We start from the raw sequence: 19872 nt of genomic DNA on the forward strand, positions 1-19872 counted from the left end.
GGCGTCTGTCATCATCGGAGTGACCGTTTGCCATGGATCAGACGGCGTGGCGCTCCCATCAGGAATCTGATAGTCACCCAGCTCAGCACAATTGATGTCGGGCATAGGCATTGAATTCAAGGCCTTATCAAGGGTCATTAGGGATGTAACACATAAACAAGATTAAAACTTTACCAAGCATGGACTTTAGCTACCCTGAGGTATATAGTTAAGGATGTAACATTACATCAACCCAAAAGCCCATATGAATAGCATTTGGAGGGGTTTAGGTTATGCCTCAGCCTCATTATCAGATGCATTGGCAGGCTTGCCAGGCTCACCCGTTACTCTGGGCGTTTTTCCGTAGAGCCTGTCTAGGACACGCTTAACCGATATGCGCTGCCATTCTTTACCCCGCTTAGTCTTATAGCCCTGGGTATTCATCCAGTTAGCAATTTGCTGTAGCGATTTTCCAGACTTATGGTGACGACGTATCAGCTCAATGATTTGCTGTTCTTTTTCATCGGCCACTAAATTGCCATCGACCGTTTTTTCTCCAAATGGAGGCGAACCGTAGCCAGCATATCCTCCCTGGGCTGCTTTACTACGTCTTCCTAATTCTAGTCTTTCCCAAATGGGGTTCTTTTGAGCGTCGGTAGACATAGGAACTATGAACGGATGGTAATAAGTATGGAACCCAAATGGCACCCAGTACTCCTAGCATATCGGTGTTTGGGATGCGGTTCTGCTAGTAGCCTAACAAACTTAATCGTGGCTAGGCCTACTTCCGCAGGGGAAAAGCAGCTGTATTTTTTGTAGAGAGGAGAATAATTGATGGCGACGTATAAGGTGACACTAATTGGCGAAGATGGTGCACAGCAAGTTATTGACGTGCCTGACGATCAATACATTGTTGATGCAGCTGAAGAGCAAGGCATTGATTTACCGGTTTCTTGCCGTTCTGGTGCTTGTTCTACCTGCGCTGGCAAACTAGTTGCTGGCAGCATAGATCAATCAGATCAGTCATTTCTGGAAGATGAACAAATTGAAGCCGGATTTGTTCTAACTTGCGTAGCCTATCCCCAGTCTGATTGCACCATTCAAACCCACCAAGAAGACAACCTTGAATAAAACTGTTGATGATTCATATAAGAACTAGCAACGCCTAATTTATATGATGGGCCAATCGCCATGCCGGAATTTACACCCTTTTCCTCTCAACAAGTTCATTGTCCATATTGCGGAGCCATTGCTGATCGCTACTTTTTAGACCTTAGTCAGTTATCTGAACAGGTAGCACAGCGATGTGCAGCTGATGACTTTGTGACGCGAACTGTTTGTGACCATTGCGATTATTTAATGGTGCTCTGCACCAAGAGTGATGCAGTCCTCGAGGCCTACATAGCAGGCTTTTAAAACATCAGACGTTTTGCCCAACGCCTATCCATAGAAGCTTTTTAAGCTTTTTATTTGTAGATCAGGAGATTTGCGACAATGATGGCAGCAAGAGAAATCATGACCCAGGATGTGGTCTCCATTAGCGGCTCAGCGACAGTGGCTGAAGCTGTTGCCTTGATGAAAGAAAAGGGACTACGAGCACTGATTGTAGATCGTCGCAACGAAGACGATCCCTATGGCATGGTGACAGAAACTGACATCGTGTACAAAGTAGCCGCCCATGGCCATGACCCTAAAGAAATGCGGGTTTATCAGATTATGACCAAGCCCTGCATTGTAGTGACACCAGAGCTGGGGGTAGAATATGTAGCGCGTTTGTTTGCCAATACTAAAATTCGTCGTGCTCCCGTAGTTCAGGGCCGTCTACTCGGCGTCATTTCAATTTCAGACATTTTACGCAAGAGCGACTTTGTCGAAAAACCAAAGAAGGATTTCTATGGAAATGATGCCTACATGGATAATCCAGAAGTTCTGCAACAGCGGGAATATGATGTTTAGGCATCAGGCTAAAGATATCAGGTACGGAATAAACGTTAGGGCCTGCCCCTAAAATTCAGCCTATGCTTATAAACTTGAAGCTAGGGCCTAGGGCTTGAATTACCAATTAATTAAAGTCAGACGCAAGAGATTCTCCCAAACTGAGAATCTCTTTTACTTATCTTCTTTTTGACGAGGAACAGAGCAATCATGATGCAGGCAAAAGATATTATGACCGCTGATGTAATTACCATTAGTGGTTCGGCCACCGTTGCTGAAGCAGTTGAACTGATGAAAAACAAAGGATTGCGCGCATTGATCGTAGACCGGAGAAATGAAGACGATCCCTACGGCATGGTGACGGAAACCGATATCGTCTATAAGGTAGCGGCCTACGGTCACAATCCTAAAGAAATGAGGGTGTTTGAGATTATGACTAAGCCTTGCATTGTCGTACCACCAGATCTGGGTGTGGAGTACGTAGCCCGCTTGTTTACCAATACTAAGATCCGTCGGGCTCCAGTTGTTCAGGGACGTCTGATGGGCATTATCTCAGTGTCAGACATCCTCTGTAAAAGTGACTTTGTAGAGAAACCTAAGCGACTATTCATTGAAGATGAAATTGATGTCGCCCGTCAAGAAGCGCGCAAAGTGTGTGAGGACCAGGGTGCCACATCCCCTGCCTGTGCTGCTGCTTGGGATGTAGTCGAAGAACTACAGGCAACGGCAGCCCATCAAAGAGCGACTAAAAAAAGCTAACGTTCGTTCGGACTAATCGATAGCAACCGTAAAGATTAAAACCCTCTGTTCTGTCTTGGTCAAGACAGAACAGAGGGTAACTCCCTGCACTTTAAAGTTCAGGAACGTGTCAGCTAATAAAGTGACGGATTTGACCCAACTTAAAGCGAATCGTCCAAGGGTGATAGTTCTGGACTGAAGGAACCTCAGTTTTTAAATGGCTAAATGTAGGCTAATGGGACACTTTAGACGGACTCCAGACATAGGTGATTGGGATGCGATCGCGCATTACATCAATTCATTAAGCCACTCAGCTCCCTATCATACTTTAGTCTAGGGCTCTACACAGGTCACTAGCCACACCATGACCAAAGACTTCATTTATTAATTCATCACCCACACAATAGATACCCGATGGATAATGTCCACGTTTCCTAACTATATAAACTATATAATGTCTACGTTTCCTAACGATGTAGATATTCCAGATTAAGATATTGTCAGAGCTGTAGGGTCTCTCAAGCAGCTTAAACTCTTCAAATCCCAGAATTTAGATCAGGACATTTTTTTCATACCCAGACGACAATCTTGCAATACAAAAAGTATTGATAAATCTACTTTGGTCTACAGGCAAACGACTGGTCTGGTAGAATACTGTATTAAGAACGGAACATCTGCATCTATTTAGAACGGATCATCTACATCGTCTAGAAGTGCACATCGGCTAACCTGTTAGCATCTGTCAAGTAGCAAAGCAGGTTTATCTACCACATCAAACACTTCTAGAGAAAACTAGCTACAACATCAGACCATCTAGGCATGGAATAATAAAACCAGTGTCTTTTGATACCCAAACATACTCGGCATCTGAACAAGTAATGATACGTCTCGAGGCATGAAAGATCTCTTATATTTCTCATATAAAAATATAACCGAGATTTCCCTAAAACAACAACCTTTGAATAAGCTTTGGCTGAGACAGCCTAAATGCACAATGCATTGCTAGATTGTTATTGGTCAAATTTTAAGGTATGGGACCTTAGCAGGTACATGAATGGGACAGTTCTTGCCTGAAGTTCAATATATATGTTGTTCACGACAATACATTGCTATGGTTAATGCCTGATCTTGGCCATTAATACAAAGCAATCGCACTTTATAACATCACTAGAAGTCCATCCAAAACCAGTACTAAAGTTTCGACCTAGATTGCCGGAGAAACGACTTCAAACAGTGAATAATTCTTTGTATCGATTGTGTTTCCCTTTGCTTCAAGCCAAAAAATCACATAGGAGTAGATGTATAAAATCTATTTCTAGACTAAATATTAACCTCAAAAAGAATGGGTTTCAAGGTATGTCTTAAGATTTCAGCAAAATCAATGATTTTTGGGATTCTTAGGAACTTTTTAAACCTATTTTCAATCGATAATCGATTTACCAATAGATTCTTCGAACTTTATTCGAATGCTTAAAAATCCTCTGACGTTTGAGAGTTTTTAGCTTTAACGAATTCACATTGTCTCGATTTTTTGATTTGACATTAGGTAATAGCTAATGAATTGAGGCCTACGGGAATTGTAAGGACATGAACTTTATGAAAAGCTTGCAAAAGTCAAGACTCACAAATACCACCAAAACCATCCGTAGCTTTCAACCTCTGGTTTTGCTAGCAAGCTTCGTTCATACCTATGGAAGCGGATGCTTAGAAGTTGATGCAAAATCAATGTCGTGGTGGATTTATTTCAAAGACGGCAAACTTAACTATGCATCCTATGCATCAGATAAAAGCCTTGCATATACATTAAAGTGGCTCAAGCTTAAATTAGCTGCTATGAGTCAAAAAGCATTTGCCTGGCTTGAGGAAAATTCTGAAGAGTTACTAAATATAGAACCTGAGAATACTCAATCAATCCAATATTTTGACTACCAAATCATTTGCTATCTAATCGACCAAAAATATCTCGAATTATGGCAGGCCCAAGAACTGATAGAACAGCTGACAAGAGAAGCCATTGAGTCGTTCCTATCTCTGTCAGGGGGAGCCGTCAGAATTGAAAGAGAACTTTTTGAAATCCCAATATTTACCAGGCTTGATCCTAAGGCAACCATTGAAGATTGCCAGGCACGTATCAAAACTTGGAAACTACTACGTCCCTTAATTACATCTCCACATCAGAGACCTTATATTGTCAGTCAGGATACTTTCTTTAACACTAACAATTCAGATTCTATTTCCCCCAGATTAAAAAGTAAGTTAGGCAACATTTTACGGGGATATAGCATTCGTCATATCGCAGCTATCTTGCAGCAAGATGAACTGGATGTTGCTAAGTTTTTGCATCCCTACATTGAGAATCAATCAATCCTACTACGGGCACCGGAATCTCCATTTGATCGACTAACAGGGCTAGAAAAACCACTAGCAAAAAAGGCCCAAGGCATAGATCCAATCAAAGGGATAAATTCAAATAGAAGCCCTTATTTATCATCAAACTCCCATAAAAAACAAAAATCTCGCCCTGTAATTGCCTGTGTTGATGACAGCCCAAATACATTAGACCAGATCGAACGTTTTTTAGGTGAAGAAAACTTCTCTGTCTTTAAATTTATTGAGCCCATTAAAGCCACATTTCAACTAAAACGGCTGAAGCCAGATATTATTTTGTTAGACCTAACAATGCCAACAATTAGTGGATATGAATTATGTAGAATGCTGAGACGTCTTCCCGGATTTGAAGATATACCTGTTGTAATGGTAACAGGCAAGAAAGGGATTATCAATAAGACAAGAGCTAAATTAGTAGGTGCTACCGATTATTTGGAGAAACCTTTTAATAGAGCTAGTTTGCTAGATGTGATATCTAGAAACCTGTCTTAAAAGATATCTAAAATAGTCAGTTTTATTTACATATAATTTCTGACTATTTGAATATGTCTTTGATGGATTGATTTTCCCAAACAACATTCAAACAACAGCTTTTGAGGTGAACTAACGTGACTAAGATCTTAGTTGTCGATGACTCTATCAACGAATTGGAACTTATCAGCAATTATCTGAGGAAAGGTGGATACACAGTCATCGTAGCCACTGATGCAAAAGAAGCGTTGAGTAAGGCCATTGAGCATCAGCCAAATGTGATCGTGACTGACTTGGTGATGCCAGGTATGAACGGCCTAGAAATGTGTCGTAATCTCAAGAAAAATCCGGTAACTCAGAAGGTGCCAATCGTAGCGTGCACCTCAAAATCAGGTGAGATTGATCGTCTCTGGGCCATGAAACAGGGAGTCAATGTCTATGTGACAAAACCCTTTACTGAAGATCAGCTTGTTAACGCCGTTCGATACAGTCTAAGTCAATGAAGTCATCTGTTCTTGCCCATCGACAAATTCAATCTGAGGCAACGTCTGGTGCGGCCTGCTTGAGTTTTCAGCTGAATGAACAAACTCCTGCTCTGTTCTCAATGAAGCAGGTGCAGGAGGTGATTGTTCTTCCAGCAAAGCAGATTACGCCTATGCCAAATATGCCCCCCTGTGTGCTGGGGTTATCCACTAGGCGGAGTCGAGTGATGTGGCTAGTGGATTTGGCCCATATGCTGCTATCTACTCCATTACCGTCCAATACTCGTAGTTATAACGTTGTGATTATCCGGGTAGCTCAAAGAGCACAGCAACAAAATATGCTTGTCTCGACAGCTCATAACCAGGCGCTCTTGGGTTTGATTGTCCCTACTATGAAGGGAGTTATCCGCTTTTCACTAGATTTAATTCAAACACCCAAAGGGCATTTTGCGCCAAGCATCGCCCCTTGTCTGCGTGGTTGTTTATTACAGCAAGATGAGATGTTACTGGTTCTGGATGCTGAAGCCATTGCCCGTTCTCCCATCTTGCAAAGTGCTTGGGGTTAATTCTTTAGCGCTTAATTTTCACTGTACCTTCTATCCACTTTACATCTAAGCAATTACCACAATGGCCCCTAACACCGAATTTCCGTCCCAATTGGACAACCTCACCGCCGGCAACGGTACTCTGCCTGACAGCATGGACTCCACTGGCTATTCTCCCGCCGTGACCGCCAATCGTCAGAACGATGAACAGTCTAGGGCTCAGACATCCTCCGCAGGCTTTTGGCAAAAACTGACGCTTAAAACAAAGGTGCTGGGCTTGGCCCTCTCGCTGGGAGTGGCTCCGGTACTGGGGGTAGGTGGCCTGGGATATTTGCTAGTGGAGCAACGGGTAACAACCCAGGTAAATGATACTCGACAAGCAGCAACAGATGACATTGCTAAGTTTACGACAGAGTTTATGGATGGTCGTTTCCAGGACTTGAGAACGTTTTCACAGCTGAGCACATTTGCTGATCCTAAAGTGCGTGGGGCCATGACTACGGCTGAGAGAAATGCGTATCTCAGACGGATGGTTGAGTCGTCACCAATTTATGACGATATTGCTGTTGTGGACCTCAACGGCAGTCCGATTGCGGTCAGAGATCCCTCAGTAATTCAAGGCAATGTAAGTCAACTTGACTGGTTCCAGAATGTGATTAGTACCCAGGATATTACCTGGGTACAACCAAGAGCGCCTTTGGCGGGTGATCTGGCATTCGTGCTGGTGGGGGCTGCGCCAATTTTTGACACCCAAACAGGGGAAATGATCTCTATTGTTCGTGTGCGTCTTGACCTCGAGGAACTAAAGCAACGTATCAGTGATTTTACGGCTCAACAGTCTGAGGTGGGGCTAATCGACGCTAATGAAGAAATCTTTCTGACTAACACGGAAGGCACAGAACTCAACCCAATTCTGGCTAACCTCTCTGATCGGGTGTCCTGGTTGCAGGATAGAGAACCTCAGATTACGGTTCTAAACGCAGGGAATAATCCTCAGCTAACAGCCTACGCTCCTATTATTAACGGTGATGAAGATCCGCAGCTGAACTGGAGTGTCGTTAGTTTGGTGGACACGTCCACGGCCTATGTGGCATCACGGCAGCTGTTGAACACGGTGCTTGTGGGTACGGGGATTACGGTGTTGCTGGTGGCTGCGATCGCAACCCTGGTGGCCACCCGAGCTACCCTACCGATTTTGCAAATTACCGATTCGGTAAAACGCTTGGGTCAAGGTGACTTTGGCACCCGAATCAACACCCAGGGCGCAGACGAAATCGCCCAGTTGGGAAGCAATATCAACCTGATGGCATCACAAATTCAAACCCTGCTGGTGAAGCAAGAAGAATCGGTGCAGCAACAAATTTCTGCCCAAGCCCAGGTAGAACGCGCTGAAGAAGAACGTAAACGTAACGAGGTTCTACAGCGCGAACTGGTGCAGCTTTTGAACGAGATGGAAGAAGCATCTAACGGTAACCTCACGGTACGTACAGAGCTAACAGCGGGTGAAATTGGTATTATCGGTGACGTTTTCAACGCCATTATTGAGAACCTACGTTCAATCGTTGTCCAGGTGAAACAGGCAACTGGACAGGTAAATTCGTCTATTGATCAGAGTGAAGGTGCGATTCGCGAACTGGCCGATGAAGCCCTGGCTCAGATGGACGAAATTACCAACACTCTGAATTCAGTTGAGCAGATGTCTAACTCAATTCAAGAGGTGGCCGACAACGCCCGTCAGGCGGCACAGGTAGCACAGGTGGCATCCAACGCAGCCCAAGACAGTGGAACTGCCATGGACCGTACGGTAGAAAGTATTCTAGACCTGCGGTCTACGGTGGCAGAAACCGGTAAGAAGGTAAAACAGCTGGGTGAATCGTCGCAGCAGATTTCTCAGGTGGTTTCGCTGATTAACGAAATTGCCATGAAGACTAACCTGCTAGCCGTAAACGCCAGTATTGAGGCGGCCCACGCAGGGGAAGAAGGTCAAGGTTTCGCAGTGGTTGCAAGTGAGGTTGGCCAGCTGGCGGAACAGTCGGCAGCAGCCACCAAAGAGATTGAGCAGATTGTGAAAAACATTCAGATGGGTACCCGAGACGTGGTAGAAGCCATGGAACGGGGTACAACCCAGGTGGTAGAAGGTACTCAGCTAGTACAAGAAACTAAAGAAGGCCTGGGACAGATTGTGGAAGTATCACAGAAAATTGACGAGCTACTACAGTCTATTTCTAAAGCAACCGTTTCACAGGCTGAAACATCCCAGACGGTTACTCAGCTTATGCAACAGATTACGCAAGCTTCTAAACGCACATCAGATTCTTCCCGCGCCGTAGCCGGAAGACTACAAAATACGGTAGAAGTTGCCCGCGAACTGGAATCCGCTGTGGACCAGTTCAAAGTCAAGACAGATATGTAATCAACCGTCGCTGGTTTCAGAGTATGGCTTAGGCTGCTTTCCTTCCTCTCTGGGACCAGCAACACGACAGTAGACATCTCTTCTATATCAAAAATTATTCTGCTCTATTAAATTAAAGCCATGTCACATGAAGCAGATCGTGAGGTCTGGCTCAACTTCTTAGATGAAGTTGATGAATATCTCAACACCATTGAATCAGGATTAATCGGGCTTGCAGAAACCGGGGTGGATCCACAGCAAATGGACGCAGCGCTACGGGCAGCCCACACCATTAAAGGCATCGGCTCGATGATCGAATGCCCAGCAATGACCCATTTGGCCCATCGATTCGAAGATTCTTTGAAGATTATCAAAGTTCGTCGAAGCGCCATCCAAGTTGATGCTGCCTTGGAGATGCTGCTATTAAGGGGTCTGGACGGTATGCGCCAGATCAGTTCCCTGCATCGACAGGCCCTGCCCATTACCGATTCATGGCTCAAGGAGAATGTCTATCCCAGCTTTGAGAAGCTACACGATCGCTTAGGCGAAGTACAACCTAGTGATGAGCTGGCATTGCTCGCTGATGAGTCCGACGACAATACAGCCGTTGTCATGTTCGGAACTGAAGTAGAGGAGCTGTTGGAACGGCTAACATCGGTCTTGGACACACCAGGTTCTCCCTGTCTGCGGGAAGAACTAGAAATGATGGTGGAGGAATTGCACGACCTAGGAAAAATGCTAGAGCTAGATAGGTTTTGTCAGCTCTGTGAGTCGATCCATCAACACCTAGTGACGGCTGTTCCAGAACAAATAGAGCCCATTGCCCATAAATCTCTAGAACTTTGGCAGCGTTCTCAGGCACTGATCATGGTTGGCCAATTTGCGAAGCTACCCACTCAGTTAGAGATGCCTTCGGTCACCACAACTAATGAGTTTGACAACATTATCTTTGAGGCAGCTGATGCCATCCCAGATTGGGTAACAGACGTCCCTGAGATAGAAATTTCTGACCTTAAAACATTGGACACAAGCGCGGAAGCTGTTAGCTCTCCCGATATCGTGAGTGATGCTGAAGTCTTTGAGGAGAACCTCAATCAAATTGAGGTCACTATCCCAGAGGAGATCATCGTCGAGCCGGTATCGTCCGTAGACTACTCCATAACATCTTTAGAGAATGCAGAGTCTTTAGAGAATGCAACCCAGGTTTTTCCTGATAGTCCTAACCAGGACTTAGATGAGATTCAGGAAACGCAGCACGCAGCAGTAGAGGCCAATACGGACGTTTCCCCCAGCACCATTGATAGTGTCGATGGTACTCCCGATGACGCTGTAAATTCTGACAGTGCCATTGATTGGGCCAGCATTGAGGCAGCCATCGAGAATTTTGACCCAGCCGAGTTTCAATTTGATGATCCCTTAACTACCAACGAACCCACGGCAGCCCCTGAGAATCTAAAGACAGTTTTAGAACCCGAGGTTGAGTTTTCGTCCTTCTCTGCACCTGTTCAACCAGAGCCTGCTACTACCGCTGAAAAGGAAGTTTTTGAACCTCAAGTTGAGTTTTCGTCCTTCTTCCAACCTGCAGCACAAGCAGAGGAGCACGAAGAATTTGTAGAGATTTTTGTTGAGCCAGTAGAGTCTCCTGCTAAAAACACGCCAGAGGTTCAAGAAAATACCGTTCGAGTCCCGATTAAGCTGCTCACACAGCTAAACGACTTGTTTGGAGAATTGATCATCCAGCGTAACACCATGAACTCGCGCCTGGATCAAATGGAAGACTTAATGAATTTGTTCTCCCAACGAATGGTCAATTTAGAGGGAACAAATACAGAACTGCAGATGTTTTGTAATCAGCTCTCAGTGGATACATCTGTACCCCATATGAAGGCTAACAAGAATGAGGGTAAAGCTCAAGGGACAAAGCAGGGTAAACCCCAAATAGAAATTACAGGTGCGATCGCAACCACTGAACAAGCCTTTGACAGTCTAGAGCTTGATCGATACAGCGATCTACACCTTTTATCTCAGGATCAGCGCGAGACCCTGGTCCAATTACGGGAGGTGACCAGCGATGTCAAGCTTAACATGCGGGAAATCAAGCAGGCATCCAGCAACTTGAACCGCACCGCTAAATCATTACAAATCAACGTTACACGGGCCAGGATGCGCCCTCTCTCCGACATCGTTGAGCGCTTCCCCAGAACTGTACGAGAGCTATCTCTACAGTACGGAAAAGCAGTCGAGCTGAAGATCACCGGCGGAGCCACCCTGATTGATCGCTTTGTCGCAGTACACCTGCGCGATCCCCTCATGCACTTGCTACGCAATGCATTTGACCATGGCATCGAAGACGCCGAGACCCGGCAAATGCAAGGAAAACCACCCCAAGGAACCATTGAAATTCGAGCCGCTCACCGAGGTAACCAAACACTGATCTCCATCAGTGATGATGGTGCAGGCATTAACCTCACTAAAATTCGCAGTCGTGCCTATCAAATGGGCCTCACGGATGAAATACTTGATAGCATGAGCCAAGGCGACCTGCTGGGTATGATTTTTGAGCCTGGATTTAGTACAGCGGCCCAGGTCACCAACCTCTCAGGCCGAGGCATTGGCATGGATGTGGTACGCACTAACCTCGAAGAGATTCGAAGTGAGGTCAAAGTTGATACTCAACCTGGTCTTGGCACCACATTTACCATTAGCGTCCCCTTCACCCTATCAATCCTAAGGGTTCTACTGGTGGAAAGTGGCGGCATGCGACTGGCATTTCCCACCGACGGTATTGAGGAAATGATTCGCCTCAATACCGTGCAGGTCTTCGATTCTCCAGAGCAAAAGGTGATTAACTGGGAAGGGTTGACTGTGCCTCTAATTCAGCTAGACCAATGGTTAGATTTTCGCTGCCCATTACGGCCCACAACAACTGAAAGCACACCCATTATTAATGAGCCATCCATCCTAATCATTAATCGAGGAGAACGCCTCAGCGGTATTTATATTGACCGTTTCTGGGGAGAGCGAGAAGTCGTTATTCGCCAGGTTGAAAACGTTATTAGCTTGCCACCAGGCTTTAATGGTTGCACCATTTTGGAAGACGGTAATGTGGTGCCCTTGGCGGATGCAGCCAAGCTGCTGGAATGGATTGATAATGATAATGATGATACCATCTCCCCAAGAGGCTCCCAACCCTGGCAACAACTTTTACAATCCAGCGAAGAACCTGAGCCACCACGTCCCTTGGCCTTGCCCCAAGCGCAACAAACCAGCGTTCTGGTTGTTGATGACTCCATCAATATGCGTCAACTATTGAGAACAACTTTAGAGCAAGCGGGCTATAGCGTAGAGCAAGGCAAAGATGGTCAAGATGCCGTAGACCAATTGCTTGGCGGACTTGCTGTGGATGCCATTGTCTGTGACATTGAAATGCCACGACTAGATGGATATGGTGTATTGGCAGAGATTAAATCCGATTCTAAGCTGAAGGACCTACCCATCATCATGCTCACTTCGCGTGGCAGTGAAAAACACCGTCAACTAGCCATGCGTCTGGGCGCAACCGCCTATATCACCAAGCCCTATCAGGATCATGAGCTTCTGCAAATGATTGAGCAGGTACTTGAACAACAACCCCTTAGCGCAGTGTAATCAATCCCATGCCTATTCCCTCTCCCCTCAAATCTCGACGTCTGAGATCCCATAAAGGCGAAACAACTCAACAGGTTATTGTTTTCCAAATTCAATGCGAATGGTTTGCCCTACCCATTTTCACCGTCAAGAAAGTTATACCTAAAAGCGATACCCAAGGGAATTACCCTAATTCAGGCGCAGGGTTAACTGTCTACGAAGGCAAAGAACTACTCATTCTAGACATTGCTCAGCAGATTTTTGGCCATCGACCAAACTCAACCAGTTTTCCAGCAGCAGATTCAACCACAGAACCACCAGAAGCCACAGAACCATCACAACAAAAACCTGAAGAGGGTTATCTGCTGATTATCCGTAACCGCCATGGAGACATTATCGGATTACCCGTCACATCTTCTCCGACCGTACGTCGGTTTGCTGAGTCAGAAATTGTCCCCCTACCTGCCAACTACGCAGTTAAAGTCAATATGCAGTGCATTAGTGGGCTGATTATCCAAGCCGACAACCAGCCAATTCTGTTTCTTTTAAATCCAGATCAGCTGCTACATACTCAACCTTTGCTGCCACCAACCACTTAAATGGTGACCCCAAACGTCTGTACATCCAATAGTGGAACCTAATTAATTTTGGTTCTTAAGTAGCGCGGGAAATTTCGGTGACAAAAAAAGCCAGCATCCAGGAGGCAGGAAAGCGCTGGATGCTGGCTCCTAACTCCCTACCTATCCAGGGTGTCCCAGATTAAACGGATACCCCTAGAAAGTTCCAATTATAGTCAAAATCCATAGCTCTCAATCAGCAGAGCCCAAATTCTTGAGTTTTTAATTAAATCAAGTGCTTTAATGGGCCTGTGTGACCCATAGCACGAGATACTTAAGAAGTCAGATACTGATGAAAATATGTATCATAGACTAAAAGTAATACTCTGGCCTGGAAAACTCTTAATCAATCATTACAATACGAGCTTTTTAACATGCAAATTGAGGCTGACTAAGTCATAAAGATGCAAATATTTTTGTGTCTTTATATCTCAAATTTCCGAATACAAGTTAAGTCTAGATGTTTTTACTGTTTCAGAAGACATCTACTTCAATCTACTCTAATTATCCTACTATCAAGGTGATTTATGATTTCCTCAACACCAAAAGCATTATTAAAGCTTGGTTCTAGTCACCAAAAAGTAATCAAATTACAACAGCTTCTCAGTCAAAAAGTAGGACCAATTTCTATCACAGGCATTTTTGACTATGAAACCGAGATTGCTGTCAAAACCTTTCAATCTCGCATGTTTCTAAAACCGGATGGAATTGTTGGATTTCTCACCTGGCAAGCTCTCTACACAAATGCCCCAGTCAATATGCCAACGTTGCGACAGGGGTGCCATGGCAGTGCAGTTGAATCGGTGCAAGAATTGCTCTCAATTGATTTATACTACACTGGCGTTATTCATGGTCAATTTGACCATGAAATGTATCAAGCGGTCAAGCGCTTTCAAGCGGATCAAGGTTTACCCACCACTGGAGTTGTTGATGCCCTAACCTGGCGGTTGCTCAGCGAGATTTAGACTCTCGCTGAGCAACAAACTACGGATAAAGCAGTATGCCGATGGCACCTGCAATGGGAATGATCAGGGCTACCTCAATTTTCCACTTGAGTAGCGCAGCCATGGATCCCCCAAAGATAACGGCTGTAACCAAGTAAGCGACCATGGGTTGACCAAGCTCTAACATAGGCTGGGCAAATGATATACCAGCTACAAAAATCAGTCCAACTACCGCAGGGCGAATTCCTTTGAGGGCTGCCTGGATAGCCAATGACTGTTTAATACGCTGAAGTAAGTGCGAGCAGGTTAACATCAACATCGCTGGTGGGAAAAAGATACCAACTGTTGCCACCAGGGAGCCCAAAATACCTTTGACTGAATAGCCAATGGCAGCGGCACTAATCAAAATTGGTCCCGGTGTCAGCTGCCCCAGTGCGATCGCATTTGTAAATTCTGGTTGAGTAATCCAGCCATAGGTGTTGACCACCAACTCCTGGATCATAGGAATAAACACATAGCCACTGCCAAACAACAGCAGACTCATGCCAGAAAAGGTGATAAATAAGCGAGCCAGACTATCATCACTGATAAATGGCAACGGCACGATATATAGCACCAAAAAGAAGCTCAGAAATACAAATGAGGCAATAATATCGCCTTTAGAAACCTTGGACTCAGCCACTGGTGCTGGGTTTTCATCCAGGGCTGCCTGTCGCTTCACCTCATTGAAATACCAGAAGTAACCGACAATACCAGAGATGGCCACAATCAATAATGTTGTATAGAAGCCACCCACAAACTTCAAAAACAGGGCAGATATAACCGCAATTAAAATCGCTCGCCAGTTGCGAATCGACTTTATTGTTTTCTTACCCATACGCCAGGCCGCAGCCAAGATAATGGCCACCATAGCTGGGATAAAAGCCATAAAAGCCTTCTCTACCGCTGGGATAGACTCGAATCGCTTAGCGTAGATAGAAAAGATAACCAGTATCAGGTAGGAGGGCAACAGCGAACTAACGCTGGTAACCAGGGCACCTAAATTCCCACGAATTCGATAGCCCACATAGGCAATCACATTGGCGGCCATTGGCCCAGGTAAAACGGCTGCAAGGGAAATACCATCCAGCATATCTTCATGGGTCATCAGCTTACGTCGCTGTACCACAAAGCTTTCTACCACAGAGATCAAAGACATAAATCCGCCAAAGGCGGTGCTGCCGATCTTGAGAAATGTCCAAAACAGGTAGCTAAAGCTAACAGCTTCCCGTTCATTTGCAGATGCACTCGGCCCCTCGGGCTGAGTGGCCATAGTGTTCTTAGTCATGGGTAGTGCAGATAAGATGTGCTATTTACTAACTCAACATGATGGATCGGGATGATCCCAACCCACCATTGTTGTTACACTCGGAAAATCATTACGAGACAGTGGTCAGCGGACGACGATCCTTAATTGCTTGAAGCAATGCCGCCTGACGCTCACGGCGACCCAGATCTTCTGCATCCATAGTCTCTTTTCTCTCAGCCTTCAGACGCTGATTCTCAGCATCAAACTGAGCAATCTCCTCAGCACTGAAGGTAGCCACATCGTTTGGGGATGTTTGAGTACGCTCATAGCCCAGGGCATCTAGAACATCACCAGCCACCAATTCAAAGATTTTCACATCCTCTTCAGATGCCTGCGTTAAGAACTTTTTGGTATTCTGATTCATGATGGGCTTGGTCACATTGTTCCAGAGAGAGCTGGATGAAGCCGTATTTTTAGCTTCACTGGACTCATGAAAACTCATCATTGAAGGGCTATATTCCACCTCTAGAAACTTACACAGGGCCTTGAGACTTTCCTCAGGAGACCCGGTTAGAGACTCATAGCTGATGCTAAAGAACTGATTTTCATCAAACTTCTCACGCATCTTTAGGGCTGCACGCTGAGCTTTTGCCCAATCCTGTGCAATATGATAGAAGTGCTTTTGCCCAATAACAGCCTTCTTAAAGGAGACCGCTACATCTCTACCATCCCTATATAGGTAAAGATACTTTGCCTTAGGAAGATACTCATTAATCTCGGGCACATAGTGAACATTAGCCAAACTCTTGCAACACCAGGTTTCTGCCCCCCGGGTTTCTGCTAGAACATCGTAAACAGCAGAAAATACAGCAACTAGAGAATTTTGAGTGCAACGGTTGGTGATGTCTTGCCGATCTAAAACAACACCTTCCCACGGGACCGGATTAAGTTCAATCAGCCGACAAACATCATCAACTAGCTGAGCAAATGTAGATGCATCCGAGAGATCCTCATAAGCAGACATTAGAGGCATTAATCTCTGCAAAATATGTGGTGGATGAGGTGCCTCAATCATAGGTATCTGGTTCAACATTAATCGCATTAAGTTTGAACCAGAACGCTGAGTACCAATCATTAATATAGACATAGCCCTGTTTTACTCCGCAAAAAACTGACTTAAAAAACTGACTTAAGAGAATATAGATCTTTGCAACAATCCAGCAGCTTAGCAGGCTGTACGCCATAGCGTACTACAGCTGAAGCCGGTTAGCAACCCATCAATGCGCTCATTGAGTGTCAACAACTGTTCGTTGTTAAAATAGCGTATGCACAACAACTTAATCGGCATGCAGAGACTCACTCTGCATGCAAAAACCATCTTGAAGAGCAGTCGATCAAAACACCAAGACACCCTTGAGAGCCTTACTTATAGCAAGGTGACGCATTTATAAATGCAGCAAAATTGACAAAAACAACCTGCCATCCCAGAAAAACCGTGATAACCGTGGGAGTATTGCCAGCACAGACAACAACTACTTAAGAAACTTGCTAAAAACAACTAGTCAACAGCAAAAGCAGCTTGTTCATACTCGAAACAGAACACCAGCCGCCTTTGCAACACAAACGCTAACAAATCGAAATAGCCTACAAGCATAGGCTAATTGTCAAAATTAAAACCACTTTCTAGACGGCTATCAGATAGTATAGAAACCCTTAGCCAAGCACTAGAAAAAGGTGTGAAAAGGTCAACAATCTCTCAAAAACACCTAAGTAAGATTTCAATGAGAAAGATTAACAACCATATGGTTTTTCAATATGCTCAACACATTTTTGTATATTTACACTCCCAACGTTTCACACCACAAAAAGCAGCATACTCCTCCAGAAGGAAGAACCTGTACTTAAGCCCATAATAGTCTCAAAACTTATTCCATCAGCCATTTGGCCTAAAGAACATGAAGCTTTTATAGGACTTTAGACTATCTTAAAAATAAACGTTGTCAGTAATAATACCAGCTTTATTTGATTTTTGTTAACTTTGATTTTTTTTCGAAGTTGGTTGCCCTATTCATCTGGGTAGAAAGAACATAGTCCAGGAATACCAAGGATTTCTCCCTGCTGACAATCTGCTCTTATCAGAGTTGCCCCATGACTCGACATTTCTAGAAAACATTGTTTGTTTATCAAGCTCCTGTAGCATCAATACGTTCAGGATTCATGTTGTATTCGATACAAACTATCAAAGCATTTTTACTGATGAGTCAACGCTACTTTTTATACTCTGGAAGAAATACAGAAAACGACATCAACAATTAATTCTGATCGAATAAAAACATTCATTCCATGGAACTGTTGGCAGTTTTTTAATGATTGAGTTAAACAAGTATTATTGTTTAGGCTACGTTAGAGTTTGTGCAGGGACCATAGTTAGAAAATATGGAAAGGGCTTTGACAGCCATGATGCTTGGCAACGATAGCACCCACATAGGAGTGAAGTGGTCACTAAATGCCGCATAGAGCTATTAAAAATTGCGCTGTATAGACTGTAGTGAATGATGTTCTAGTTGCGATCGCTTACCCAAAAAGTAAGTAGCTGCCAGGCATCTACTGTTTGATAAAAGGGCATCTCACTTGAGCTTTTTTTAAGCTCTAAAGGCCGATACTGGCTTCAAGCGAGTAAAGGTCAATGACATCTATGATTAAACGATGTGTATAACTAAAGACAGCAATTTATATGGCTAGAAGATAATCTACAGCCAGAAGGAAATAATTATGTTGAATATATAGATCTAGACAAAAGGAAGTATGAAAAGGCATAGACAAAGGCATAAAGTATTTGTAAATGTAGGCTTGTTTACTATCATTTCATGACGTTTAAAGCTAACCATTCTCAGGGGTTGGTGTCGTAGGGGTGTGCTTCTATTCAGATAATTTTGGCTAACTGATGTGAGGGTTGTCTCTTGCACATGTAGTTTGCTGAGAATGTTTTTAGCTAGTTGTTTTGTTTTGCTCAAACAAAGACTAGCCAATGTTCACAGTATGCTTTGTGGCCATCCCCCATCGATTTCTCACTGGAATAAACTGCAAAAAACTGCTTAATTGGAGAAGAGAAGAACAATCACAGGCGTATGTCCGAGGCTTGTTTTTTCGATTTTTATTGTTGAATGTATTCTGGGTTAAGAATAAAGACGCAAAGGAGATGAACTATGTCTGCAGGTTTAATTGAGCCCCATGGTAAACAGCTAATCAATCGCTCTTTGGAAGGCCATGAGCGTCAGGATACTTTTGAACAGGCGCATGCGCTACCACGTATTACGCTTTCTAAGCGCAACATTGCTGATTTGCAGTGTATTGCAACCGGTATCTACAGTCCCCTAGAAGGATTTGTAAATGAAGCTGACTATAATTCAATTGTTAAAGATATGCGTCTCAGCAATGGACTAGCATGGTCCATTCCTGTAACGCTACAAATTCCTGAATCAGACGCTGAAAAGTGCCGCCTAGATAGCCAGATAGCCCTAGCTCATCCCAATGGCGAGATTCTGGCAGTCATGACAGTTAAGAGTAAGTTCACCCCTGACCAAGACCACGAAGCCCAGAATGTTTATCTTACCACTGAGGATGCTCACCCCGGTGTGAAGGCCATGAAGGCTGAGGGGCCTGTGTATTTAGGGGGTCCCATCTCACTGGTTAATGATATTCCTTACGACAACTTCTTGGAGTATCGTCTTAGCCCTGTGCAGACTCGCCTGGAATTTGCTAACCGCGAGTGGAATACTGTTGTGGCCTTCCAAACCCGTAATCCTATCCACCGGGCCCATGAGTACATCACTAAAACAGCCCTTGAGACTGTTGATGGCCTCTTTATTAACCCACTGGTGGGTATGACTAAGTCTGACGATATCCCAGCAGATGTTCGAGTGAAGTGCTATGAGACTATCATGAGCCTTTACTATCCTAAGGATCGCACCTTGTTGGGTGTTTTCCCCGCAGCCATGCGCTATGCCGGTCCTCGTGAGGCAATTATGCATGCGATCGCACGTCAGAACTATGGTTGCACTCACTTCATTGTTGGTCGTGATCACGCTGGTGTCGGTGACTATTATGGGACCTACGACGCGCAGACGTTGTTCCGCGAGTTCAATGCAGATGAATTGAAAATTCAGCCCGTTAAGTTTGAGCATGCCTTCTACTGCAAACTGACTGGCGGTATGGCGACGGCTAAGACCAGCCCCAGCGCTAAGGAAGATCGCATTCACCTATCTGGCACCAAGGTTCGCGCCATGCTAAGAGACGGAAAGAAGCCACCTGCTGAGTTCACTCGTCCTGAGATTGCGCAGATTTTGATCGATTCTATGCAAGCTCCCGCGTTGAGTGCCGTTTAGATGCGATTTAGAAAATACGCGATCTAACCAAGATCATGATTCAAACAAGTTTGCCTGATATGGGTAAGCTTTAATCTGAGG

15 protein-coding genes are annotated in these 19872 nt (G+C 44.6%); 12 read left to right on the forward strand and 3 right to left on the reverse strand.

What is annotated here, in order from left to right; genetic code table 11:
* Nucleotides 1-270 precede the first annotated feature (270 nt).
* Nucleotides 271-642, reverse strand: coding sequence for a recombinase family protein (locus tag DXZ20_RS20895; protein WP_163670818.1), 372 nt, complete (start codon nucleotides 640-642; stop codon nucleotides 271-273).
* A 171-nt stretch (nucleotides 643-813) separates the two neighbouring features.
* Between DXZ20_RS20895 and DXZ20_RS20900 the strand changes: the two genes are divergently transcribed.
* The 11 genes from DXZ20_RS20900 (at nucleotide 814) to DXZ20_RS20950 (ending at nucleotide 14139) form a co-directional block, all read left to right on the forward strand.
* On the forward strand, nucleotides 814-1110 hold the full coding sequence (locus tag DXZ20_RS20900; protein WP_006519722.1) for a 2Fe-2S iron-sulfur cluster-binding protein: 297 nt from the start codon (nucleotides 814-816) through the stop codon (nucleotides 1108-1110).
* A gap of 60 nt (nucleotides 1111-1170) precedes the next feature.
* Nucleotides 1171-1395, forward strand: a complete 225-nt coding sequence (locus DXZ20_RS20905; protein WP_163700366.1) for a pyruvate formate lyase-activating protein — start codon at nucleotides 1171-1173, stop codon at nucleotides 1393-1395.
* 78 nt (nucleotides 1396-1473) lie between these two features.
* Entirely contained in the window at nucleotides 1474-1935 is a 462-nt protein-coding gene (locus tag DXZ20_RS20910; RefSeq protein WP_163670822.1) for a CBS domain-containing protein, read from the forward strand.
* Between the two features lie 189 nt (nucleotides 1936-2124).
* Nucleotides 2125-2673: a CBS domain-containing protein gene (locus tag DXZ20_RS20915; RefSeq protein ID WP_163670824.1), complete on the forward strand. Its 549-nt coding sequence runs from the start codon at nucleotides 2125-2127 to the stop codon at nucleotides 2671-2673.
* Between the two features lie 1575 nt (nucleotides 2674-4248).
* Nucleotides 4249-5532, forward strand: a complete 1284-nt coding sequence (locus tag DXZ20_RS20920) for a response regulator (protein WP_163670827.1) — start codon at nucleotides 4249-4251, stop codon at nucleotides 5530-5532.
* A 116-nt stretch (nucleotides 5533-5648) separates the two neighbouring features.
* On the forward strand, nucleotides 5649-6014 hold the full coding sequence (locus DXZ20_RS20925) for a response regulator (protein WP_006519718.1): 366 nt from the start codon (nucleotides 5649-5651) through the stop codon (nucleotides 6012-6014).
* Nucleotides 6011-6559 (forward strand): chemotaxis protein CheW, encoded by a 549-nt coding sequence (locus DXZ20_RS20930; RefSeq protein ID WP_163670829.1) that lies wholly within the window; start codon nucleotides 6011-6013, stop codon nucleotides 6557-6559. Before DXZ20_RS20925 ends, DXZ20_RS20930 begins: the two co-directional genes overlap by 4 nt.
* A gap of 61 nt (nucleotides 6560-6620) precedes the next feature.
* A complete protein-coding gene (locus DXZ20_RS20935; protein WP_163700369.1) occupies nucleotides 6621-8951 on the forward strand; it encodes a methyl-accepting chemotaxis protein in 2331 nt (776 codons plus the stop codon).
* 120 nt (nucleotides 8952-9071) lie between these two features.
* Nucleotides 9072-12578 (forward strand): hybrid sensor histidine kinase/response regulator, encoded by a 3507-nt coding sequence (locus DXZ20_RS20940; protein ID WP_163700371.1) that lies wholly within the window; start codon nucleotides 9072-9074, stop codon nucleotides 12576-12578.
* A gap of 8 nt (nucleotides 12579-12586) precedes the next feature.
* Complete coding sequence (locus DXZ20_RS20945) at nucleotides 12587-13156, forward strand: chemotaxis protein CheW (protein WP_163700374.1); 570 nt, start codon at nucleotides 12587-12589, stop codon at nucleotides 13154-13156.
* A 545-nt stretch (nucleotides 13157-13701) separates the two neighbouring features.
* Entirely contained in the window at nucleotides 13702-14139 is a 438-nt protein-coding gene (locus DXZ20_RS20950; RefSeq protein ID WP_163700377.1) for a peptidoglycan-binding domain-containing protein, read from the forward strand.
* Nucleotides 14140-14158: 19 nt separating this feature from the next.
* On the opposite strand, the gene chrA is transcribed toward DXZ20_RS20950, so the two are convergent.
* Both chrA and DXZ20_RS20960 read right to left on the reverse strand, forming a co-directional pair.
* Entirely contained in the window at nucleotides 14159-15445 is a 1287-nt protein-coding gene (gene chrA / locus DXZ20_RS20955) for a chromate efflux transporter (protein WP_163670839.1), read from the reverse strand.
* A 91-nt stretch (nucleotides 15446-15536) separates the two neighbouring features.
* Nucleotides 15537-16553, reverse strand: a complete 1017-nt coding sequence (locus DXZ20_RS20960; RefSeq protein ID WP_163700381.1) for a sulfotransferase family protein — start codon at nucleotides 16551-16553, stop codon at nucleotides 15537-15539.
* A gap of 2059 nt (nucleotides 16554-18612) precedes the next feature.
* On the opposite strand from DXZ20_RS20960, the gene sat reads away from it, so the two are divergent.
* Nucleotides 18613-19791, forward strand: coding sequence for a sulfate adenylyltransferase (gene sat, locus DXZ20_RS20965; protein ID WP_163670843.1), 1179 nt, complete (start codon nucleotides 18613-18615; stop codon nucleotides 19789-19791).
* Nucleotides 19792-19872: the final 81 nt, after the last annotated feature.

Source organism: Adonisia turfae CCMR0081 (assembly GCF_011009555.1).
GTDB lineage: Bacteria > Cyanobacteriota > Cyanobacteriia > Phormidesmidales > Phormidesmidaceae > Leptothoe > Leptothoe turfae.